General features: G+C 72.2%; 23 protein-coding genes. 14 read left to right on the forward strand and 9 right to left on the reverse strand.

The features are described from left to right. Genes cobJ through cobC form a run of 3 tightly spaced genes read left to right on the forward strand, consistent with a single transcriptional unit; the run spans position 1 to position 3695 of the window. Positions 1-1683 carry a precorrin-3B C(17)-methyltransferase gene (gene cobJ, locus ACH4G3_RS26140; protein ID WP_397626795.1) on the forward strand — a complete coding sequence of 561 codons (1683 nt, stop codon included), beginning with the start codon at positions 1-3 and terminating at the stop codon, positions 1681-1683. A gap of 40 nt (positions 1684-1723) precedes the next feature. Then, positions 1724-2650: a sirohydrochlorin chelatase gene (locus ACH4G3_RS26145; RefSeq protein WP_397626796.1), complete on the forward strand. Its 927-nt coding sequence runs from the start codon at positions 1724-1726 to the stop codon at positions 2648-2650. Beyond that, on the forward strand, positions 2640-3695 hold the full coding sequence (gene cobC / locus ACH4G3_RS26150) for an Rv2231c family histidinol phosphate aminotransferase CobC (RefSeq protein ID WP_397626797.1): 1056 nt from the start codon (positions 2640-2642) through the stop codon (positions 3693-3695). The genes ACH4G3_RS26145 and cobC overlap by 11 nt, the downstream gene beginning before the upstream one ends. A gap of 348 nt (positions 3696-4043) precedes the next feature. Here the strand turns inward: cobC and ACH4G3_RS26155 are convergent, their stop codons facing one another. From ACH4G3_RS26155 to ACH4G3_RS26170, 4 genes are read right to left on the reverse strand one after another with little or no spacing between them, the layout of a single operon-like run. After that, a complete protein-coding gene (locus ACH4G3_RS26155; RefSeq protein WP_397626798.1) occupies positions 4044-5135 on the reverse strand; it encodes an amidohydrolase family protein in 1092 nt (363 codons plus the stop codon). A gap of 21 nt (positions 5136-5156) precedes the next feature. Beyond that, positions 5157-5948 carry an amino acid ABC transporter ATP-binding protein gene (locus ACH4G3_RS26160; RefSeq protein ID WP_397626799.1) on the reverse strand — a complete coding sequence of 264 codons (792 nt, stop codon included), beginning with the start codon at positions 5946-5948 and terminating at the stop codon, positions 5157-5159. Further along, positions 5945-6781, reverse strand: coding sequence for an amino acid ABC transporter permease (locus tag ACH4G3_RS26165; protein ID WP_397626800.1), 837 nt, complete (start codon positions 6779-6781; stop codon positions 5945-5947). Before ACH4G3_RS26165 ends, ACH4G3_RS26160 begins: the two co-directional genes overlap by 4 nt. Next, positions 6778-7623 (reverse strand): transporter substrate-binding domain-containing protein, encoded by an 846-nt coding sequence (locus ACH4G3_RS26170; RefSeq protein ID WP_397626801.1) that lies wholly within the window; start codon positions 7621-7623, stop codon positions 6778-6780. Before ACH4G3_RS26170 ends, ACH4G3_RS26165 begins: the two co-directional genes overlap by 4 nt. A gap of 174 nt (positions 7624-7797) precedes the next feature. On the opposite strand from ACH4G3_RS26170, the gene ACH4G3_RS26175 reads away from it, so the two are divergent. The 6 genes from ACH4G3_RS26175 (at position 7798) to thpD (ending at position 13059) form a co-directional block, all read left to right on the forward strand. Then, a complete protein-coding gene (locus tag ACH4G3_RS26175) occupies positions 7798-8922 on the forward strand; it encodes a pyridoxal-phosphate-dependent aminotransferase family protein (protein WP_397626802.1) in 1125 nt (374 codons plus the stop codon). Between the two features lie 69 nt (positions 8923-8991). Then, positions 8992-9531 carry a DinB family protein gene (locus ACH4G3_RS26180; protein WP_397626803.1) on the forward strand — a complete coding sequence of 180 codons (540 nt, stop codon included), beginning with the start codon at positions 8992-8994 and terminating at the stop codon, positions 9529-9531. A gap of 339 nt (positions 9532-9870) precedes the next feature. Next, a complete protein-coding gene (gene ectA, locus ACH4G3_RS26185) occupies positions 9871-10377 on the forward strand; it encodes a diaminobutyrate acetyltransferase (RefSeq protein ID WP_397619821.1) in 507 nt (168 codons plus the stop codon). 52 nt (positions 10378-10429) lie between these two features. Beyond that, positions 10430-11701, forward strand: a complete 1272-nt coding sequence (gene ectB / locus ACH4G3_RS26190) for a diaminobutyrate--2-oxoglutarate transaminase (protein WP_397626804.1) — start codon at positions 10430-10432, stop codon at positions 11699-11701. A 43-nt stretch (positions 11702-11744) separates the two neighbouring features. Continuing rightward, positions 11745-12143 (forward strand): ectoine synthase, encoded by a 399-nt coding sequence (locus ACH4G3_RS26195; protein WP_397626805.1) that lies wholly within the window; start codon positions 11745-11747, stop codon positions 12141-12143. A gap of 7 nt (positions 12144-12150) precedes the next feature. Continuing rightward, positions 12151-13059 carry an ectoine hydroxylase gene (thpD, locus tag ACH4G3_RS26200; protein WP_397626806.1) on the forward strand — a complete coding sequence of 303 codons (909 nt, stop codon included), beginning with the start codon at positions 12151-12153 and terminating at the stop codon, positions 13057-13059. Between the two features lie 79 nt (positions 13060-13138). Here thpD and ACH4G3_RS26205 read toward each other — a convergent pair whose 3' ends face one another. From ACH4G3_RS26205 to ACH4G3_RS26225, 5 genes are all read right to left on the reverse strand, one after another. After that, complete coding sequence (locus ACH4G3_RS26205; RefSeq protein WP_397626807.1) at positions 13139-14191, reverse strand: aminotransferase class V-fold PLP-dependent enzyme; 1053 nt, start codon at positions 14189-14191, stop codon at positions 13139-13141. Between the two features lie 95 nt (positions 14192-14286). After that, the gene (locus ACH4G3_RS26210; RefSeq protein ID WP_397626808.1) at positions 14287-15000 is read right to left on the reverse strand and encodes a DsbA family oxidoreductase; all 714 of its coding nucleotides are present in this window, start codon (positions 14998-15000) and stop codon (positions 14287-14289) included. A gap of 76 nt (positions 15001-15076) precedes the next feature. Then, entirely contained in the window at positions 15077-15547 is a 471-nt protein-coding gene (locus ACH4G3_RS26215; protein ID WP_397627236.1) for a GNAT family N-acetyltransferase, read from the reverse strand. Positions 15548-15550: 3 nt separating this feature from the next. Next, positions 15551-16159: a DUF1349 domain-containing protein gene (locus tag ACH4G3_RS26220; RefSeq protein ID WP_397626809.1), complete on the reverse strand. Its 609-nt coding sequence runs from the start codon at positions 16157-16159 to the stop codon at positions 15551-15553. A gap of 98 nt (positions 16160-16257) precedes the next feature. Further along, complete coding sequence (locus ACH4G3_RS26225) at positions 16258-17787, reverse strand: aldehyde dehydrogenase (NADP(+)) (protein WP_397626810.1); 1530 nt, start codon at positions 17785-17787, stop codon at positions 16258-16260. Between the two features lie 132 nt (positions 17788-17919). Between ACH4G3_RS26225 and ACH4G3_RS26230 the strand changes: the two genes are divergently transcribed. From ACH4G3_RS26230 to ACH4G3_RS26250, 5 genes are all read left to right on the forward strand, one after another. Further along, a complete protein-coding gene (locus ACH4G3_RS26230) occupies positions 17920-18693 on the forward strand; it encodes an IclR family transcriptional regulator (protein ID WP_020277261.1) in 774 nt (257 codons plus the stop codon). A 3-nt stretch (positions 18694-18696) separates the two neighbouring features. Further along, positions 18697-19167 (forward strand): GNAT family N-acetyltransferase, encoded by a 471-nt coding sequence (locus ACH4G3_RS26235; RefSeq protein ID WP_397626811.1) that lies wholly within the window; start codon positions 18697-18699, stop codon positions 19165-19167. An 80-nt stretch (positions 19168-19247) separates the two neighbouring features. Next, positions 19248-20273: a hypothetical protein gene (locus ACH4G3_RS26240; RefSeq protein ID WP_397626812.1), complete on the forward strand. Its 1026-nt coding sequence runs from the start codon at positions 19248-19250 to the stop codon at positions 20271-20273. Further along, complete coding sequence (locus ACH4G3_RS26245; RefSeq protein WP_397626813.1) at positions 20270-21559, forward strand: sensor histidine kinase; 1290 nt, start codon at positions 20270-20272, stop codon at positions 21557-21559. The genes ACH4G3_RS26240 and ACH4G3_RS26245 overlap by 4 nt, the downstream gene beginning before the upstream one ends. Then, positions 21556-22218: a response regulator transcription factor gene (locus tag ACH4G3_RS26250; RefSeq protein WP_397626814.1), complete on the forward strand. Its 663-nt coding sequence runs from the start codon at positions 21556-21558 to the stop codon at positions 22216-22218. The genes ACH4G3_RS26245 and ACH4G3_RS26250 overlap by 4 nt, the downstream gene beginning before the upstream one ends. Positions 22219-22236: the final 18 nt, after the last annotated feature.

A 22236-nucleotide genomic window follows, 5' to 3' on the forward strand; every position in this document is an offset into this window, starting at 1 on the left:
GTGATCGGCCTCATTTCCGCCACGGCGGCGGGAGCGGCCGCGCGGGACCGGCTGGCCGCCGCGTGGCCGGACCGCACGCGCGTGTACGAGGGTCCCGTCGGGGACGCCGTACGGGCCGCGTTCGCACAGTGCGAGCAGCTCGTGTGCTTTCTGGCGACCGGCGCGGTGGTGCGGCTGGTGGCACCACTGCTGTCCGGCAAGACGGCGGACCCGGGCGTGGTGTGCGTCGACGAGGGCGGCCGGTTCGCGGTGTCCCTGGTGGGCGGGCACGCGGGCGGGGCCAACGAACTCGCCCGGGAGGTAGGTGAGTTGCTGGGTGCCGAGCCGGTCGTGACCACGGCGACGGACGCGGCGGACCTGCCCGGCCTGGACACCCTCGGTCTGCCCGTGGAGGGCGATGTCGCCGGGGTCTCCCGCGCCATGCTGGACGGTGAGGCGGTGGCGCTGCGGGCCGAGGTGGCCTGGCCGCTGCCGCCGCTCCCGGTGGCCGGTGAGGGGTCGTACACGATCCGGCTGACCGACCGGCTCGTCCCGGCGGCCGAGCGCGAGGTGGTGCTGCGCCCGCCGTCCCTGGTCGTCGGGGTCGGGGCGTCGAAGGGTGCCCCCGCCGAGGAGGTGCTCGGGCTGGTCGAGGGCGTCCTGCGGGAGGCCGGGCTGTCCGCCGCGTCGGTCGCCGAGCTCGCCACCGTCGACGCCAAAGCGGAGGAGCCGGGCATCGTCGAGGCCGCCCGGCGGCTCGGTGTCCCTCTGGTGACGTACTCCGCCGGGGAGTTGGCCGGGGTGGAGGTGCCCAATCCGTCCGACGCGCCGCTCGTCGCCGTCGGTACGCCCTCGGTCGCGGAGGCCGCCGCCCTGGTGCGCGGGGGCGAACTCCTCGTCCCCAAGCGGAAGTCGGCCGCGAGCCCCGCCATGGCGACCTGTGCCGTCGTACGGCGCCCGGGGCGCGGACGGCTCGCGGTGGTCGGGCTCGGGCCGGGTGCCCGGGACCTGCTCACGCCGCGTGCGAAGGCCGAACTCCGGCGCGCTTCCGTGCTGGTCGGGCTCGACCAGTACGTCGACCAGATCCGCGACCTGCTGCGGCCCGGCACCCGGATCCTGGAGTCGGGCCTCGGGGCCGAGGAGGAGCGGGCGCGCACAGCCGTCGAGGAGGCCCGCGCGGGGCGGGCCGTCGCGCTGGTCGGCAGCGGGGACGCGGGCGTGTACGCCATGGCCTCCCCGGCGCTCGCCGAGGCCTCCGACGACATCGACGTGGTCGGTGTGCCCGGTGTGACGGCGGCGCTCGCGGCAGGCGCGATCCTGGGCGCCCCGCTGGGCCACGACCACGTGTCGATCAGCCTGTCCGACCTGCACACGCCGTGGGAGGTCATCGAGCGGCGGGTACGGGCGGCGGCCGAGGCCGACATCGTGGTGACGTTCTACAATCCGCGTTCGCGCGGCCGCGACTGGCAGCTGCCCAAGGCGCTGGACATCCTCGCCGAGCACCGGGCGCCGACGACGCCGGTCGGTGTCGTGCGCAACGCCTCGCGGCCGGACGAGTCCGCCCGGCTCACGACTCTGGCCGCGCTCGACCCGGCGACGGTCGACATGATGACCGTCGTCACCGTGGGCAACACCGCGACCCGCGAGATCGCCGGGCGCATGGTGACGCCGCGCGGCTACCGCTGGCAGGAGGAGCCCGAGTGAACCGCGCCGTCCACCACCCCACTTCCGCCGAGGAGAAACTGTGACCACCCCGCCCGCCCTGCTCATCGCCGGCCACGGCACCCGTGACGACGCCGGAGCCGAGGCGTTCCGCGACTTCGTGCGGGAGCTGGGGGCCCGCCACCCGGAACTGCCCGTCGCGGGCGGCTTCATCGAACTGTCCCCGCCGCCGCTGGGCGAGGCCGTCACCGAACTGGTGGAACGGGGCGTACGGCGGTTCGCGGCCGTGCCGCTGATGCTGGTGTCCGCCGGGCACGCCAAGGGCGACATCCCGGCGGCGCTGGCCCGCGAGCGGGAGCGGCACCCCGGGGTCTCGTACACGTACGGGCGTCCGCTGGGTCCGCACCCGGCGCTGCTGAACGTGCTGGAGCGGCGGCTGGACGAGGCGCTGGGCGGCACGGCGGGGCGCAGGCCGGGTGACCGGGCCGATGTGACGGTGCTGCTGGTGGGGCGCGGGTCGACGGACCCGGACGCCAACGCCGAGGTGCACAAGGCTGCCCGGCTGCTGTGGGAGGGGCGTGGGTACGCGGGCGTCGAGACGGCGTTCGTGTCGCTGGCGGCGCCGGACGTCCCGAGCGGACTCGACCGGTGCGTGCGGCTGGGCGCCCGCCGGATCGTGGTGCTCCCCTACTTCCTGTTCACCGGCATCCTGCCGGACCGGGTGCGGCTGCAGACGGAGGGCTGGGCGGCGGCGCACCCGGAGGTCGAGGTGCGCTCGGCCGACGTCATCGGGCCGGAGCCGGAGCTGCTGGACCTGGTGTGGGAGCGGTACACGGAGGCCGTCGAGGGTGATCTGCGGATGAACTGCGACTCGTGCGTGTACCGCATCGCGCTGCCGGGCTTCGAGGACAAGGTGGGGCTGCCGCAGCAGCCGCACTTCCACCCGGACGACGACGGCCACCACCACGGGCACGGGCACCACCACGGGGCGCACTCCCATGTCCACTGACGGCGGGCACGATCTGCGGCACCACGGGGACGCGGAGGTCCGGGACGACGGCGGCTCGCTCGTCGACCTGGCCGTGAACGTCCGCGCGGACACCCCGCCGGCGTGGCTGCGCGAGCACATCGCCGCCTCGTTGGGCGATCTGGCGGCGTACCCGGACGGGCGGGCCGCACGCGCGGCGGTGGCGGCGCGGCACGGCTTGGGCGTGGAGCGGGTGCTGCTGACGGCGGGGGCGGCGGAGGCGTTCGTGCTGCTGGCGCGGGCGCTGAAGGTGCGGCGGCCGGTCGTCGTCCATCCGCAGTTCACGGAGCCGGAGGCCGCGCTGCGGGACGCCGGGCACACGGTCGACCGGGTGCTGCTGCGGGAGGAGGACGGCTTCCGGCTGGACCCGGCGGCCGTTCCCGAGACCGCGGACCTGGTGGTGATCGGCAATCCGACGAACCCGACGTCGGTGCTGCACCCGGCGGACGTGATCGCCTCCCTCGCCCGGCCCGGGCGGCTGCTGGTCGTGGACGAGGCGTTCATGGACGCGGTGCCGGGCGAGCGGGAGTCCCTCGCGGACCGCGTCGACGTGCCCGGCCTCGTGGTGCTGCGCAGCCTGACCAAGACATGGGGGCTGGCGGGGCTGCGGATCGGTTACGTACTGGCGGCGCCGGAGACCGTCGAGGACCTGGAGCGGGCGCAGCCGCTGTGGCCGGTGTCGACGCCGGCGCTGGCCGCGGCGCAGGCGTGCGTGGGGCCACGGGCGGTGGCGGAGGCGGCGCACGCGGCGTACCGCATCGCCGCGGACCGGGCCCACCTGCTGACGGGCCTCGCCCGCTTCGCCCCGGCCGGGCTGCGGGTGGTGGAACCCGCACAGGGCCCGTTCGTCCTGATCCGGCTTCCGCACGCGGCGACCGTACGCGGCCGCCTGCGCGACCTCGGCTACGCCGTCCGGCGCGGGGACACCTTCCCCGGCCTGGACGAGGAGTGGCTGCGGCTGGCGGTACGGGACCGGGCGACGATGGACGGGTTCCTGCGGGCACTGGAGCGCGCGCTGGCCGACTGACGGCTCACCGCCGGGCGTTCCCGGCCGTCTCCGTCCCGGTCGGTGCGCCGACGCAACGGGACGGCGGAACAGCACAACACCGGCCACGGCGACCCGAAGCCCGGCCGACCACGGCCAGCCGCCGGGGCCAGCCGACTGAGGCGGCGCGAACGAAGACCGACCGGTGCCCACCACGACGGCTCACCGCCGCGCGCTCCCGGCCGCCCCCGTCCCGGTCGGTGCGCCGACGCAACGGGACGGCGGAACAGCAGAACACCAGCCACGGCCGGCCGACCGGCAACCGACTGACGGCGGCGCGGAGGGTGACAGGCCCGTGCCCAGCAGCATCAGTCCCTCCGAACGACAGGCCTACCCGACCACGCGCCCGTTCAGCACCACCCGGCGCGGTGCCGCCAGTACGCCCACGTCCTTGCGCGGGTCCTCGTCGTAGACGACGAGGTCGGCCGGGGCGCCCTCGTCCAGGCCGGGGCGGCCGAGCCAGGCGCGGGCCGTCCAAGTCCCCGCGGCCAGGGCCTCGACGGGCGGGATTCCCGCGGTGACCAGTTCGGCGACCTCGGCCGCCGCGAGGCCGTGGGCGAGTCCGCCGCCGGCGTCGGTGCCGACGAAGACCGGGATCCCGGCGTCGTAGGCGTTGCGCACGGTGTCGTAGCGGCCCTCGTGGAGCCGGCGCATATGGGCCGACCAGCGCGGGAACCGGGCCTCGCCGCCGTCGGCGAGCTGCGGGAACGTCGCGATGTTCACCAGCGTCGGGACGATGGCGACGCCCCGTTCGGCGAAGAGCGGGATGAGGTCCTCGGTCAGGCCCGTCGCGTGCTCGATGCAGTCGATGCCCGCCTCGACGAGGTCCTGCAGGGAGTCCTCCGCGAAGCAGTGCGCGGTGACCCGGGCGCCCAGCCGGTGCGCCTCGGCGATCGCCGCCTCCACCGCCCCGCGCGGCCAGCAGGCCGACAGATCGCCGAGATCGCGGTCGATCCAGTCGCCGACCAGCTTCACCCAGCCGTCGCCGCGCCGGGCCTCCTGGGCGACGTAGGCGACCAGGTCGTCCGGCTCGATCTCCCAGGCGTAGTTGCGGATGTAGCGGCGGGTGCGGGCGATGTGCCGCCCGGCGCGGATGATCTTCGGCAGGTCGTCGCGGTCGTCGATCCAGCGGGTGTCGGAGGGCGAGCCCGCGTCGCGGATCAGCAGCGTGCCCGCGTCCCGGTCGGTCAGGGCCTGCTTCTCGGCGACGTCCCTGGGGACCGCGCCGTGCCGGTCGAGTCCCACGTGGCAGTGCGCGTCGACGAGGCCGGGCAGGGCCCAGCCCCTGACGGTACGGATGTCGCGGGCGCCGGCGGGACGCTCGTAGGAGATCCGGCCGTCGACGACCCACAGCTCGTCGCGGACCTCCTCGGGCCCGACGAGCACCCGTCCCTTCACGTGCAGCACCGTGCGATCGCTCATGTACGGCACCCTAGCCAGCCGCTAGTCGGCCTTGCCCACCTGGTCCGAGGTCTCCTCCTCCACCTCGGCCATGGCGGGGTCGAGGAGGCGGGAGAGGAAGTGGCGGGTGCGGTCGTGGCGCGGGTTGCCGATGACCTGCTCGGGGGTGCCGTCCTCGACGATCACACCGCCGTCCATGAAGACGACCCGGTCGGCGACCTCGCGTGCGAAGGTCATCTCGTGGGTGACGACCATCATCGTCATGCCCTCGTCGGCGAGCATGCGCATCACCGCGAGGACGTCGCCGACCAGTTCGGGGTCCAGCGCCGAGGTCGGCTCGTCGAACAGCATCACCTCGGGGCCCATGGCCAGGGCCCGGGCGATGGCGACGCGCTGCTGCTGGCCGCCGGAGAGCGAGGAGGGGTAGGCGGCCGCCTTCTCGGACAGGCCCACGCGTGCCAGGTTCTCGGCGGCCACCTTCGCGGCCGCCGCCTTGTCCCGGCGCAGCACCCGGCGCTGCGGCAGCGTGAGGTTCTCGGTCACCGTGAGGTGCGGGAAGAGGTTGAACTGCTGGAAGACCATGCCGATGCGGCGGCGTGCGGCGTCGATGTCGACGTCCGGGTCGGTCAGTTCCGTACCGCCGACGAACACCTGGCCCTTCGTCGGCTCCTCCAGCAGGTTCACGCAGCGCAGCAGCGTCGACTTGCCGGAGCCGGACGGGCCGATGACGCAGACCACCTCGCCCCGGGCGATCTCCAGGTCGATCCCGCGCAGCACCTCGTTGGCGCCGAACGACTTGTGCAGCGCGCGCACCTCGATCTCGGGTCGGCTCATTTCACGGCCTCCTGGGCCTTCGCCTCCATGCGGCGTACGACGAAGCCGAGCGGGATCGTGACCAGCAGGTAGCACAGTCCGGCGACCAGGATCGGCGTGGAGTTGGCGGTCTGGCTGGCCAGGTCGCGGCCGTACTTGGACAGTTCGCGCTCCTCCAGGGTGACGCCGAGGAACAGCACCAGCGAGGAGTCCTTGAACAGCAGCACCAGTTCGTTGGTGAGCGGCGGCAGGATGATGCGGAACGCCTGCGGGATGATGATGGAGATCATGGCCCGCGCGGGCGAGAAGCCGAGCGAACGGGCCGCCTCCAGCTGCCCCTTGGGCACGGCCTGGATGCCGGCGCGGATCGTCTCCGCCATGTACGCGGCGGCCACCAGGCCGAGCGCGAGGGCGACCTTCCCGTACGTGCCGCCGATGATCTCGGTGCCGGGGAAGGCCAGCGGCACGGCGACACCGATGAAGATGAAGATCAGCAGGGCGGGCAGGCCGCGGAAGATCTCGATGTAGATCCCGGCGAGCCAGCGGTACGGCCCCACGGAGGACAGCCGCATCAGCGCGATCACCATGCCGAGGGCCAGCCCCACCGCGAAGCCGGTCACCGTGTAGAGCACGGTGTTCTTCAGCGCCAGCGTGATGACGTCCGGGAACATGCGCTCGGCGATGTCCGCCTGCGCGAACTGGTTCTGGAGCCGGTCCCAGTCGGCCGATACCGCGAAGGCGATCACTGCCGCGACGAAGACGGCGTACTGGACGCCGCGCGAGAGGCTGCGCTTCTGCCGCCGGGTGAGGCCCTTCTTCTCGGGCCGGACTTCGGGCGTGGCCGTGTCGGTCATGAGGCGGCGGGCGAGGCGGCGGACTCGTCGTACGGGCCGATCCACTGCTCGTACAGCTTCTTGTACGTGCCGTCGGCCTTGGCGTCCGCGATCGCCTTGTTGATCGCGGCGCGGAGCTTGGTGTTGCCCTTCTTCACCGTGAAGCCGTACTGCTCGCCGGTCTCGATGTTGTCGACGACCTTGAAGGCGTCGGCGTTGGCCTTGTCCTTCAGCCAGCCCTGGACGACCGGGTAGTCGATGACGACGGCCTGGACCTGGCCGGTGCGCAGGCCGTTGAGGACGGCGTCGGAGGACTCGAAGGAGACCGGGTCGAGGCCCTTGCTCTTGGCGTAGTCCTCACCGGTCGTCTGCGCCTGGGCGCCGAGCTTCTTGCCCTTGAGCGCGGCGAAGGAGCCGATGCCGCTCTTCTTGTCGACCAGCACCGCCTGGGTGGCGTTGAAGTACGGGTCGGAGAAGTCGACGTTCTTCTTGCGCTCCTCGGTGATGGTCATGCCGGCGGCGGCGAGGTCGCACTGGCCGGCGTTGAGGGACCCGCCGGTCTTGAAGTTCTCGAAGGGCTGGTCGACGATGTGCTGCCGCACGCCCAGGTCCTTGGCGACCAGGTCGATCAGCGACACGTCGAAGCCCTGGACCTTGCCGTCGATCTCCGACTGGAACGGCGGATACGGCAGGTGGGTGCAGGTGGTGAGCCGGCCCGCCTTGACGAGTTCGACGCCGCCCGCGGCCGTCTTCTTGCCGCTGCCGCCGTCGTCGGTGGAGGTGCAGCCGGCCACGAGCAGCAGCCCGGCCGTCGCGGTGGTGGCGGCCAGGATGCGGGCCCGGTGCCCGGGGTGCGTGTTCACGGCGAGCCTCCTGTGAGTGAACTATGGGTTCCGATCATAAGGAGAAGTTTGGGCTCCTGAAAACAATCCGATGGCTGCGGAGCCGCCGGACCTGGGAAGTCGCCGGTCGCAGCGGGCCGGGGCACGGCGGTTACCCTCGTTCCCGTTGTTCCCGCGAGTGAAGAGAGCGCCACCGTGACGCATCCGTTTCTGGACCTGGCCCCGCTCGGTGCGGACCGTTTCGCCGCGATCGAGGACCGTGTGGCCCGGCTGCTGAGCACCGAGCAGGACGTCGTGATCATGCAGGGCGAGGCGCTGCTGCCGCTGGAGGGCGCGATCCGTGCCGCGGCCGGTCCGGGCACGACGGCCCTGAACGTGATCACGGGCCCGTACGGGCAGACCTTCGGCGACTGGCTGCGGGACTGCGGGGCGACGGTGGTCGACCTGGCGGTGCCCTTCCACACGGCGGTCACGGCCGAGCAGATACGGCAGGCCTTCGCCGAGCACCCGGAGATCGACTTCGTGTCGCTGGTGCACGCGGAGGCGGCGACCGGCAACACCAATCCGGTCGCGGAGATCGGCGAGGTGGTGCGGGCGCACGGGGCCCTGTTCTACCTGGACGCGGTGGCGTCGATCGGTGCCGAGCCGGTGCTGCCGGACGCGTGGGGCGTGGACCTGTGCGTGATCGGGGCACAGAAGGCGATGGGCGGGCCGGCCGGCGTGTCGGCCGTGTCGGTGAGCGAGCGGGCGTGGGCCCGGATGGCGGCGAACCCGCGGGCGCCGCGCCGCTCGTATCTGTCGCTTCTGGACTGGAAGGAGCGGTGGATCGACGGCGGCCGCAAGGCGCTGCTGCACGCTCCGGCACAGCTGGAGATGCTGGCGCTGGAGGCGTGCGTGGAGCGGATCGAGGCGGAGGGGCCGGACGCGGTGATGGCCCGGCACGCCTGCGCGGCAGCGGCCACGCGGGCCGGGGCGGTCGCACTCGGTGGCGGGCTGGAGCCGTATGTGTACGAGGCCCGGGACGCGGCGCCGGTCGCCACGACGCTCCGGGCGCCTTCCGGGCTGGTGGCGTCGGAGCTGGTGGCCAGGGCGCTTCAGGCGGATCCGGCGGTGCCGCTCGCCGCCGGCGGAGGTGCGCTGGCCAAGGAGATGATCCGGGTCAATCACTACGGGGCCGATGCCACGCCGGGGGCTGTGCGGGCGAGCTTGGCGGCGTTGGGGACCGCGCTCTGGGAGGCGGGGCTGCCGGTGGACGTGACGGGGGCGCTGCGGGCGGCCGAGGATGCGTGGCGGTGGCCGGGTTCCGGCGCCGGACGGTAGCCGGAGGCCGGCGCGCGGCGGTCGCCCGGTCCCGCAGCCGCTGTCAGTGGTCCGTGCCATGCTCCCCGTATGACCACCAACACCCCCGCCGACACCCCCATCACCCTTCCCGACGGCCGCCCCGTCCCGCACCTCAGCGGTGACGAGCGGGCCATGCTCGAGAGCTGGCTGGACTTCCACCGGGCCACGCTGGCGCTGAAGTGCGCCGGGCTGGACGACGCGCAGGTACGGACGGCGTCGGCCGAGCCGTCCGGGCTGACGCTCCTCGGGCTGGTGCAGCATCTCGCCGAGGTCGAGCGGAACTGGTTCCAGCGGGTGGCCGCCGGCCTCGACGTGCCGCCGGTGTACGAGGACGGCACCGGCTACACGCTGGACCCGGGGCGAGGGCTCGACGAGGCGCTCGGGATCTGGCGGCGGGAGATCGCGCGGGGCCGGGAGCTGTGCGCGGGACTGCCGCTGGACCACATCGGGCGGGTCGCCGAGGGGCCGGTGCCCGGGATGGAGGTCAGCATGCGCTGGGTGCTGATCCACATGATCGAGGAGTACGCACGGCACAACGGTCACGCCGATCTCCTGCGGGAACGCATCGACGGAGTGACCGGGGCCTGAATTAGACGTGCTTTCCGAAGCGACCCATATGTAAGCTGGCACACAATTAGGAATTCTTTCAAGAACAGCTTCCCGTATTCTTCTGCCCGCTTTCTCCGATCCTAAACCCAAAGATTTTGAGAACACTCGGAGAGGGAATTCGGGCAGATCTCGTGGTGATTACATGGCTGTGACGCGTTACACATCGTGACCGCTATGCCCGGTATTACCCGGGCAATATCGGGCATCTTGCCGCCTTCCGATGTGAAGCCTCGCGCTCGCGCGATAACACAGGCATGGCTCATACGTAACCCCTCACGGCGATGCAATTTTGAATTTCGCTGGGTAAGTTCAATTCGCATGACTGCCGTACAAGCAGATCCGCAAATCGACCGCCCCACGGTGGCTGACGGAGCCGCACTGTGGCGGATGGCGAAGGACTCGAAGGTTCTCGACCTGAACTCGTCCTACAGCTATCTGCTGTGGTGCCGCGACTTCGCGGCCACGTCGGCCGTAGCGCGTGACGAGCACGGCGAGCCGATGGGTTTCATCACCGGGTACGTGCGGCCGGACAGCCCGCGCACCCTGCTGGTCTGGCAGGTGGCGGTGGACGAGGCGCACCGCGGGCGCGGGCTGGCCGCCACGCTGCTCGACGGTCTGGTCGCCCGGACCGTCACCGAGCGCGGGGTGACGACGGTGGAGACCACCATCACCCCGGGCAACACCGCCTCGGAGCGCCTGTTCACGTCGTTCGCCGAGCGGCACGGCGCCCGGCTGGAGCGCGAGGTGCTGTTCGACACGGCCGTGTTCCCCGACGGGCCGCACGACCCCGAGGTCCTGTACCGCATCGGCCCGCTGGCCCCCTGACTTTCCGCCCGACTCCCGCAGACTTCCCCCACGCACCGAGGAGCGATTCTTCGTGACCATCACCCAGCCCGACCTGAGTGTCTTCGAGACCGTCGAGTCCGAGGTACGCAGCTACTGCCGCGGCTGGCCCACCGTCTTCGACCGTGCGGTGGGCAGCCGCATGTACGACGAGGACGGCCATGAGTACCTCGACTTCTTCGCCGGAGCCGGGTCACTGAACTACGGGCACAACAACCCGGTCCTGAAACGCGCCGTGATCGACTACCTGGAGCGGGACGGCGTCACGCACGGGCTCGACATGTCGACCACCGCCAAGCGCACGTTCCTGGAGGCCTTCCAGAACCTGCTGCTGCGCCCGCGCGACCTGCCGTACAAGGTCATGTTCCCGGGCCCGACCGGCACCAACGCCGTGGAGGCCGCGCTGAAGCTGGCGCGGAAGGTGAAGGGGCGCGAGTCGATCGTGTCCTTCACCAACGCCTTCCACGGCATGTCGCTGGGCTCGCTGGCCGTGACCGGCAACGCCTTCAAGCGGGCCGGCGCCGGTATCCCCCTGGTGCACGGCACGCCCATGCCGTTCGACAACTACTTCGACGGCACCGTCGAGGACTTCCTGTGGTTCGAGCGGCTGCTGGAGGACCAGGGCTCCGGCCTGAACAAGCCGGCCGCCGTGATCGTCGAGACCGTGCAGGGCGAGGGCGGCATCAACGTGGCCCGGCCCGAGTGGCTGCGCGCCCTGTCGGAGCTGTGCGAGCGGCAGGACATGCTGCTGATCGTCGACGACATCCAGATGGGCTGCGGCCGTACCGGCGCCTTCTTCTCCTTCGAGGAGGCGGGCATCACGCCGGACATCGTCACCGTCTCGAAGTCGATCAGCGGCTACGGCCTGCCCATGTCGCTGTGCCTGTTCAAGCCCGAGCTCGACGTGTGGGAGCCCGGCGAGCACAACGGCACCTTCCGCGGCAACAACCCCGCCTTCGTCACGGCCACAGCGGCCCTGGAGGCGTACTGGGCCGACGGCTCCGCGATGGAGAAGCAGACCCGCAAGCGCGGCGAGCAGGTCGAGCAGGCGCTGATCTCCATCACGGAGGAGAACCTGGCCGACGTGAAGGAGTACCGGGGCCGCGGCCTGGTGTGGGGCATGGAGTTCCACGACAAGGCCCGCGCGGGCAAGGTCGCCAAGCGCGCCTTCGAACTCGGCCTGCTCATCGAGACGTCCGGGCCCGAGAGCGAGGTCGTGAAACTGCTTCCCGCCCTCACCATCACGCCCGAGGAACTGGACGAGGGCCTGTCGATGCTGGCCCGCGCCGTCCGCGAGACCGCCTGACCAAGTAACCGGCACCACCCCATTTAGGAGGCATCGCAGCACCGTGATTGTCCGTTCGTTCAAGGAGATCGAAGGTACCGACCGGCACGTGAAGTCGGCGTCCGGCACGTGGGAGAGCAAACGCATCGTCCTCGCCAAGGAGAAGGTCGGCTTCTCCCTGCATGAGACGGTCCTGTACGCGGGTACGGAGACGTCGATGTGGTATGCGAACCACATCGAGGCCGTCGTCTGCGTGGAGGGCGAGGCCGAGCTCACCGACCACGAGACCGGGAAGTCGTACACCATCACGCCCGGCACCATGTACCTCCTGGACGGGCACGAGAAGCACACGCTGCGGATCAAGAAGGACTTCCGCTGCCTCTGCGTCTTCAATCCGCCCGTGACCGGACGGGAGGACCACGACGAGAACGGCGTTTACCCGCTGCTCACCGAGGAGGTGTGACGTTTCCATGACCGCCACCACCGACACCACCACCGGTATCCCCGACCTGTATCCCAGTCGTGGCGCCACCGAGGTGCTCACCCCGCGCCAGGACCCGGTCGTCTGGGGCGCCCCCGACGCGCCCGGTCCGGTCGCGCCCGCCGACCTGCTCTCCTTCGAGCGTGACGGCTTCCTCGCCATCGACGAGCTGATCACCGACGACGAGGTCGCCGTCTACCGGAACGAGCTGAACCGGCTGGTGAACGACCCGGACATCCGTGCCGACGAGCGGTCGATCGTCGAGCCGATGTCCAAGGAGATCCGCTCGGTCTTCGAGGTGCACAAGATCAGCGAGGTGTTCGCCAAGCTGGTGCGGGACGAGCGGGTCGTCGGCCGTGCGCGGCAGATCCTCGGCTCGGACGTCTACGTCCACCAGTCGCGGATCAACGTCAAGCCGGGCTTCGGGGCCAGTGGCTTCTACTGGCACTCGGACTTCGAGACGTGGCACGCCGAGGACGGTCTGCCGCGGATGCGCACGGTGTCGGTCTCGATCGCGCTGACCGAGAACTACGACACCAACGGCGGGCTCATGATCATGCCGGGGTCGCACAAGACCTTCCTCGGGTGCGCGGGGGCCACGCCGAAGGACAACTACAAGAAGTCGCTGCAGATGCAGGACGCGGGCACGCCGTCGGACGAGGCGCTGACCCTGCTGGCCTCGCAGCACGGCATCAAGTTGTTCACGGGCAAGGCCGGTTCGGCGACCTGGTTCGACTGCAACTGCATGCACGGCTCCGGCGACAACATCACGCCGTTCCCGCGCAGCAACGTGTTCATCGTGTTCAACAGCGTGGAGAACACGGCGGTGGAACCGTTCGCGGCGCCGGTGCGGCGTCCGGAGTTCATCGGGGCGCGGGACTTCACGCCGGTGAAGTGACCGTGTGACCAAGCTGCCGGGTGGGGCCTCCTCGTGTGGGACGGGAGGCCCCACCCGGTTTTTTCATGCCTTCATGCCTTCATGCCTTGAGGATGTCCAGGAGCCGGTCGACGTCCGCCGCCGTGTTGTAGAGGTGGAACGCGGCTCGCAGATTCCCGGCCCGGTCGGACACCTGGATGCCCGCCCGGCTCAGCTCGCCCTGCCGGTGGCCGAGCCCCGGCACGGACACGATCGCCGAGCCCGGCGCGGGCACCGGCGCGTGGCCCAGCTCGGCGAGCCCGACGCGGAAGCGGTCCGCGAGGGCGACGTCGTGGGCGTGCACGACGTCGATGCCGATCTCCTCCAGCAGCTCCAGGGAGGCGCGCAGCCCGGCGTAGCTGAAGAGTGCGGGGCTGATGTCGAAGCGCCGGGCGGAGTGGGCGAGTTCCTCGACGGGGCCGTAGCAGCTCTCCCAGGGCTTCTCACCGGCGACCCAGCCGGCGAGCAGCGGGGTGAGCCCGCCGAAGTCCCGCGGGGCGACGAAGAACGCGGCCCCGTGCGGTCCCAGGAGCCACTTGAAGCCGACGGCGGCGAGGAAGTCGTCCGCGTCGGCCTCCATCGGCAGCCAGCCGGCCGACTGGGAGGCGTCGACGTAGGTGCGGGCCCCGTGCGCCCGGGCCGCCTCGCGCACGGCCGGCAGGTCGGCGAGGCGGCCGTCGGCGGACTGGACCGTGCTGACCGCGACGAGCGCGGTGCCGGGGCGGACGGACTCGGCGAGCCGCTCCAGGGGCACGGCGCGCACCTTGAGGTCCCCGCGCGCGTGGAAGGGGTTCACCAGGGAGGCGAAGTCGGCCTCCGCGGTGAGGACTTCGGCGCCCTCGGGCAGCGAGGCGGCGATCAGCCCGCCGTACTCGGCCACCGAGGCACCGGTGGCGACCCGCTCGGCCGGCACGCCGGCCAGCCGGGCGAAGGACGCGCGGGCCGCCTCGACGTCCTCGTACAGGGGCCCCAGGGGCACGCCCTCCGCGCGCATCAGCACCGCCTGGTGCAGGGCGGTGACGGTCCGGGCGGGCAGGAGCCCGTTGCTCGCGGTGTTGAGGTAGGTGTGCTTCGGGGCGAACTCGGCACGGACGAGGTTCTCGAAGGTCTCCATGGAACCACTCTGCGTCCCCTGGATCTCCCCGTCCATTACCGATTTCTGCGTGATGTCGCTAAGAGGCGCTTATACATACGCCCCGACCTGCGGCTTCAGCGCTGGGGCACCGCGCAGCCGTCCGGCCCGCACGCGTCCGCGTCGCCGCCGTCGACGATCGTCAGGGGCGAGCGCTCGCCGTACGCCTGGGTCAGGGCCTGGGCGAAGACCTCCGCGGGCTGGGCACCGGAGACACCGTACTTGCGGTCGAGCACGAAGAACGGCACACCGCTCGCGCCGAGCTGCGCGGCTTCCCGCTCGTCGGCGCGTACGTCGTCGGCGTAGGAGCCGGGGTCGGCGAGCACCGCGCGGACGGCCTCCGCCTCCAGTCCGGCGGCGACGGCGAGCTCCACCAGCCGCTCGTCGTCATTGAAGACGGAGCGCTCCTCGGCGAAGTTCGCCCGGTACATCAGGTCGAGCAGCCGCTCCTGGTGCCCCTGTTCCTTGGCGAAGTGCAGCAGGCGGTGCATGTCGAAGGTGCTGCCGTGGTCGCGGCCCCTGGTGCGGTAGTCGAGCCCCTCGGCGGCGGCCTGCGCGCCCAGGTTGTCCTCACCGGCCTCGGCCTGGGCCTCGCTCATGCCGTACTTCCTGGTGAGCATCGTGATCACGGGCTGGATGTCGTCCTTGGCGCGGCCCGGGTCCAGCTCGAAGGAGCGGTGCACCACCTCGACCTCGTCGCGGTGCGGGAAGTCCCGCAGCGCCTTCTCGAAGCGGGCTTTGCCCACGTAGCACCAGGGGCAGGCGATGTCGCTCCAGATCTCGACGCGCATGTCTTCGGCTCTCTCCAGCTCGTACGGGGTGCGGAGGCTCCCTCCGCCGAGTTGGTGAACGTTCAAGCAGCCGGGTTCATTCCGTGGTCAGGGGGAGCCGCATCGTCAGGTGGTGATCCCCCGGCCCGGCCGGTTCCGGCACCCACCCGTGCCGCCGGTAGAACCGCTGCGCCCGCCGGTTGTCGACGTGCACGTCGAGGACGGCCGTCCGCCTTCCGCCGGATGTCCACGCCTCGACGCAGGCCGTGTGCAGGGCGGTGCCGACGCCGCGGCCCCAGTGGTCCGGGTCGACGTGGAACTGGAACAGCTTCACCGTGTCCGACGGGGCGCCCCCGGGGGTGCGGAAGGAGGCCAGGCCGACGATGCACCCCGCCTCTTCGACGCACCACACCCGCCCGTCCGGCCGCGCGAGGGCGCTCCGCCAGGCGGCGAGCCAGTCGGTGCCGTCCTGCGGCAGCCCGTCGGGGTAGTAGGTCGCCCGGGCCCGCGCATGCAGCGCCACGACGTCCTCCACATCGGCGGGCAGGACGGTACGGATGACCACCAGGCCTCAGCTTCCGTCGCGCAGGTCGTTCGGCCAGTGCGGCCTGAACTCGATGTGGTCGTACGTCACCACGCAGCCCTCCCCCATCGGCGACTGGGTCATGAAGCCGACCAGGGCCGCGCCCGTCTCCTTCTCGTCGCCGAGGGTGAAGAGGCGGACGAAGGTCCAGCGCTCACCGTCGCGGGAGGCGTGGAAGGCGAAGGCGCGGCCGGTGCGGCTCACCCGGAGCCAGACGGAACTGCCGTCGACGGTGAAGGAGTTGGCGTCGTCGGAGTGCCCCCGGGTGACCACCGTGCAGACGGTGGGCACGTCCGGGGAGTACTCCAGACAGAGCTTGGCCCAGGCACGCTCGCCGACATGGACGTAGAGCACCCCGGCGTCGAAGGCCGCACCGAACCCGACCGTGACCCGGGCGATCAGCTGAAAGTCCCCTTCGGGCGCCCCCAGCAGCCGCGGCGCGTCGGAGGCGGGGTCCAGCCCCTCCCCGGTGGGCGGCACAAACCGATCCTGCCGCGCCCCGGCCCACCCGGTGAGCACCCCGTCCTCGTGGGACCAGTGGGCCTCGGGCCCGTAAGTGCGCAGAGCGAAAGGAAGTTCGGGAAGTTCCAGTTCCATTCGCCCCACTCTTCCAGCTCCGACCTGAAGGGGCGCGGGGAACTGCGCGATCAACCACAACGAACCGGCACCCCGCAACTCACCGCACCCCTACGGCGCTATCGCTCCAGACGCCCGTTGAACCGCCGAGGCAGCCCCAGCGGGTTCTCGTCCCGCAGCTCCGCGGGAAGCAGCGCCTCCGGAGCGTTCTGGTAGACAACCGGCCGCAGCCACCGCTCGATCGCCGTCCCGCCCACCGACGTGGACGTCGACGTCGTAGCCGGATACGGCCCCCCGTGGTGCTGCGCCGGCGCGACGGCAACCCCCGTCGGCCACCCGTTCACCAGCACACGCCCGGCCAGCGGCGTCAGCTCCTGGAGCAGCTCCGCGCCCCGCCCCTCGCCCGCGGCCTCCTCCTCGGACAGCTGCACCGTCGCCGTGAGGTTGCCCGGCAGCCGCGACAGCACGGCCTTCACCTCGGCATCGTCCTCGTAGCGGGCCACCACGGTGACCGGCCCGAAGCACTCCTCCAGGAGCAGGTCGTGCTCCCCCTCCGCCGCCAGCCTGCTCGCCGGAACGGTCAGGAAGCCCGCGCTGACGGTGTGCTCGCCGCCCGCGCCGGGCGTGACCGGGGAGTCGACGTCGGGCAGTTCGGCCCGCTCGGCGACACCGGCCACGAAGTTGTCACGCATGCGGTGGTCGAGCAGCACCCCGGCGTCGGTGTCGCTGACGGCGTCGGTCAGCGACTTCAGCAGGGCGTCACCGGCGGCGCCGGACGGCGCGAGGACGAGGCCCGGCTTCACACAGAACTGGCCGACGCCCAGCGTCATCGAGCCGGCGAGGCCCGAGCCGATCGCCTCGGCCCGCTCGGCGGCGGCGGCCTCGGTGACGACGACCGGGTTCAGCGAGCCCAGCTCGCCGTGGAAGGGGATCGGCACGGGACGCGCGGCGGCCGCGTCGAACAGCGCACGCCCGCCCCGCACGGACCCGGTGAAGCCGGCCGCCGAGACCAGCGGGTGCTTGATCAGCTCGACGCCCGCCTCGAAGCCGTGCACCAGCCCGAGGACGCCGTCGGGGATGTCGTGCCGGGCGGCGGCGCGGCGCAGCACCTTCGCGACGTACTCGGACAGGGCCGGGTGGTCCGGGTGGGCCTTGACCACGACGGGGCAGCCGGCCGCGAGGGCGCTCGCGGTGTCGCCGCCGGCGACGGAGAAGGCGAAGGGGAAGTTCGACGCCGAGTAGACGGCGACGACGCCGAGGGGCACCTTGTAGCGGCGCAGGTCCGGGATCGGCGGGGTCGCCGTGTCGTCGGGGTGGTTGATGACGACGTCGAGGAAGGCGCCCTCGTCGACGATGTCGGCGAAGGCCCGCAGCTGGTAGCAGGTGCGGGCGAGCTCGCCGGTCAGCCGGACCGGGCCGAGCGCGGTCTCGGCGTCGGCGGTCTCGACGAGACCGTCCTTGGCCGCCTGCAGCTCCTCGGCGGCGCTGCGCAGGAAGGCCGCGCGGACGCTACGGTCCGCGAGTGAGCCACGCGCCTCGTGCGCGGCGCGGACGGCTGCGTCCACCTCCTGGGCTGTGGCCTCCACCGCAACCTGTTCACGCTGCTTCCCGGTTCGGGGGTCGACACTCCAGACTGGTGCTGCTGCCACCGCGGGTCCCTCCACACATGTAATGCCGCAGTACTGGGTCATCCACCAGGGGCGTTCGATATACTGAACGCTGTCTCTGATGATGAATATGCTGTGGAGACTATTTCCCGTCGAACGAAGGGGTCAAGGGCGATGTCGGCTGGCGAGACGGGCGGCGGGGCGCAGGTCAAGTCCGCGGTACGAACGGTTGAACTGCTCGAATACTTCGCCGGGCGTCCCGGTATGCATTCGCTCGCGGCGGTCCAGGAGGCCGTCGGGTATCCCAAGTCCAGTCTCTACATGCTGCTGCGCACGCTCGTCGAGCTGGGCTGGGTGGAGACGGACGCGACGGGCACGCGGTACGGCATCGGGGTGCGGGCCCTGCTGGTCGGCACGTCGTACATCGACGGCGACGAGGTGGTGGCGGCGGCCCGCCCGACGCTGGACCGGCTCTCGGACGACACGACCGAGACGATCCACCTCGCCCGCCTCGACGGCACGAACGTCGTCTACCTCGCCACCCGCCAGTCTCAGCACTACCTGCGTCCCTTCACCCGGGTCGGCCGCCGCCTGCCCGCGCACTCCACGTCCCTCGGCAAGGCCCTGCTGAGCACCTACTCGGACGAGCAGGTCCGCAAGATGCTGCCGGAGACGCTGCCCGCGCTGACCGAGAACACGATCACCGACCGCGAGAAGCTCATCGAGGAGCTGGCCCAGGTCCGGGAGCAGGGTTTCGCCGTGGACCGCGAGGAGAACACGCTGGGGCTGCGCTGCTTCGGCGTGGCCATTCCCTACCGCACGCCGGCGCGGGACGCGATCAGCTGCTCGGTGCCGGTCGCGCGGCTCACACCGGCGCACGAACAGCTGGTGAAGGACGCGCTGTTCGACGCCCGGGACCGGCTGACACTGGCCACCCGTAGGCTCTGAGGCATGAACGTCGAGCTGCGCCAGGTCCACGACAGCGATCTGCCGGTCTTCTTCCGGCAGATGAACGACCCCGAGGCCCTCCGGATGGCGGCCTTCGTCCCCAAGGACCCGGCCGACCGGGGCGCCTTCGACGCCCACTGGGCCAGGATCCGGTCCTCGTCCGACGTGGTGCGGACCGTCCTGGCCGACGGCGACGTCGTCGGCAGCGCGGCGGTGTACGGCGTGCCGGGCGAGCGCGAGGTGACGTACTGGGTCGACCGCGCGTACTGGGGGAAGGGCATCGCCACGGCGGCCCTGGGGGCGCTGCTGACGGAGGTGCCCGAGCGCCCCCTGTACGCCCGGGCGGCGTCGGACAACGCCGGCTCGCTGCGCGTACTGGAGAAGTGCGGCTTCCGTGCCGTGGCGACGGCCAGCGGGTACGCGAGCGCTCGGGGCGCGGAGATCGAGGAGACGGTGCTCCTCCTGGAGGGCTGAGCCGCCCTCCCCCGTCCGGCGGAGGCGGATCATCGTCGTGCAGGAGGTGCCGCCGGCCCGCCGCGCGGGAGCCTGATCGCATGACGCAGTCACACCGCACGACGCGGTCACTCGCTCCCGCCGCCGTCGACCGCCCCGCCGTCCGGCTCAGCCGTCCCCGGCGCCTCCTGCGTGCCGTCGCCGTCCTCTCCTGCGTGCCGTACCTCGGGCTCAAGGCCGCCTGGATCGCGGGGAGCCACGTCGGTATCCCGGAGGGCAGCGGGCTGCTAGACGACCGGGTGGGCATGGCGGTGATCAACGGCATTTCCGTGCTGCTGGACAGCGCGGTGATCGTGCTGGCGCTGGTGCTGACCCGGCCATGGGGGCTGAGGGTGCCCGCGTGGCTCCTGGCGTTCCCCGTGTGGGTCGCCGGCGGGCTGCTCGCGCCGATCATGGCGGGGTTCCCGGCGCAGCTGGTCGTGAGGGCGTTCGGCGGAGGGGGCGCAAAGTCCCCGGGGCGGGACGCCTTCCTGGCCGAGTGGGTGTTCGCCGTCGTGTACTCGGGGTTCATCCTCCAAGGGCTCGCCCTGGGCGCCCTGTTCGTGCTCTACGCCCGCGACCGCTGGGGGCACCTGTGGCGCGGGCGGGTGTGGGAGGTGCCCGTGGGTGTCGTGGGGCCGGCCCACCGCGCCCTCGCCGTCGCGGCCGCCGTGCTCGCCGTGCCGCCGCTCGCCCTCCACGTGCTGTGGGCCTGCGGCGGCACCGCCGGGCTGAGCGAGGGCCGGGCGGCGGACCGCGGCGGTGACTTCCACGTCCTGGAAGCGGTGTTCGTGGTCTTCCTCCTCGCGGCCGTCGCCGGCGGCTTCCTGCTGGCCTTCCGGCGCGGGCGGGCGCTGCCCGTGGCGGTGCCGCTCGGCCTGGCCTGGGTCGGCTCGGGCGCCGTGGCCTGCTGGGGCGGCTGGCTGTCGCTCGCCTCCCTCGGCGGCGTCGAGGACATCGCCGACCGTCCGACGCCGCTGATGAACCTTGTCTACGCTGGGCAGATGCTCGTCGGCTTCCTCGTCGCCGCCATCGGCGCCTACTACTTCGCCGAGCGCTCGGCCCGGGCCGCACGGCGGACTCCGTGAGACAGGCCGCCCGGTCCCTGTTCGGCCGGCGGGCCCGGCTGCGCTGGGTGCATCTGATCCTCGGCGGTGCGCTCGCGATGCCGTACGTCCTGGTCGGCTCGGTGATCATCGGTCCGGCCACCGGCGGCACGGACGTCTTCACGTCCTTTCCCCTCCAGCTCGCCTCCTTCGGCGTGGGGCTGCCGCTCGCCGCCGTCACGTCCCTGTTCCCGCTGACCCGGCCGCTGGAGGCCGCCGCCGTGCGCTGGCTGTGCGGTGTCGACACCGACCGGCTCGCCTTCGGACCGGCCCGGACGCGGAGTGAGAAGGGCCGCACGGCGGGCTGGTTCACGCTGCATCTCGGGTTCGGCGGGATCATCGCCGGGATGTCGCTGGCCGTGCCGCCGTTCGCCGTGGTGCTGATCGTGCTGCCGGTCGTCGCGGGACTGCGCGGCGGGCGGCTCGGGCTGCCCGAAGTCCTCGACCACACCTGGGCATTGGCCCTCGCCCCGGTCGCGGGCGCGGCGATGCTCGTCGCCCTCGCCGGCTGCGCGGCAGGCGTCGGTGCGCTGCTGGCCCGCTGGGCGCCCGCGCTGCTCGGCCCGTCCCCCGAGGGCCGGCTCGCGGCCGCCGAGGCACGCGCCGCCGACCTGGCCGTCCGCAACCGGCTCGCGCGGGAGCTGCACGACTCCGTCGGCCACGCGCTGAGCGCGGTCGGTCTCCAGGCGAGCGCGGCCCGCCGCGTCCTCGACTCCGATCCGGAGTTCGTCCGCGAGGCCCTCGCCGCGATCGAGGACACGACCCGGCGCACCGTCGGCGAACTCGACGCCGTGCTGGGCGTGTTGCGCGAGGGCGACGCCCCCGGCACGGCCCCGGCGCCGACGCTGGCGGCCGACCTCGACGGGCTGCTGCGCCGCACCCGGGCGGGTGGACAGCGCGTGACGGCCACCGTCGGCACCGACCTGGAGGTGCTGCCTGCGCTGCTGTCCCGGGAGGGTTACCGGATCGTGCAGGAGGGGCTGAGCAACGCCCTCCGGCACGCGGGCGACCGGGTCGCCGTCGACGTACGGATCGCGGTGGTGGGCGGAGCGCTGGAGATCACCGTGGAGAATCCGGTGACCGGCCCCGCCGCGGTCACCGCTCCCGCGTCCTCCCGTCCCGGCGGCGGCCACGGGCTGCGCGGCATCGCGGACCGGGTCAGGCTGCTGGGCGGGACCATGACGGCCGGACCGGCCGCCGGTTCGTCCGGAGCGGCCGGGGAGAACTGGCGGTTGCACGTCCGTCTGCCGATGAAGGGACCCGTATGACCCGCCCCGCCCCCGTCCGTGTCGTCCTCGCCGACGACGAGCGCATGGTCCGCACCGCGCTGCGCGCCATCCTCTCCGCCGAGCCCGGCCTGGAGGTCGTGGGCGAGGCGGCCACCGGCGCCGAGGCCGTGTCGGTCGTCCGGGACCTGCGGCCGGACGTCGTCCTCATGGACGTCCGCATGCCGGAGATCGACGGCATCCGCGCCACCGAGCAGATCCTCGCCACGCTGGACGATCCGCCCCGGATCGTCGTCGTGACGACCTTCGAGAACGACTCCTACGTGTACGACGCGCTGCGCGCAGGAGCCTCCGGGTTTCTGCTGAAGCGGGCGGACGCCGACGCGCTCGTGCAGGCGGTCCGGCTGGTGGCCCGCAGCGACAGCCTGCTGTTCCCGGCGGCCGTCCGCACCCTCGCGACCGAGCACGCACGCGCGCACCCGGCGCCGCCGCAGTGGGTGGCGAAGCTCACGGGACGCGAGCGGGAGGTGCTGCGGCACATGGCGCAGGGGCTGACCAACACGGAGATCGCCCGCCGGATGGAGGTCGGTCCCGCCACGGTGAAGTCGCACGTGGCGGCGGTGCTGGCCAAGACGGGCACCCGGGACCGTACACAGGCGGTCATCGCGGCGTACGAGGCGGGCTTTCTGAACGCCGGATGAGAAAACCGGACGGGTGGG

Origin of the sequence: Streptomyces afghaniensis, assembly GCF_044327915.1 — a bacterium.
Lineage (GTDB): Bacteria > Actinomycetota > Actinomycetes > Streptomycetales > Streptomycetaceae > Streptomyces > Streptomyces afghaniensis.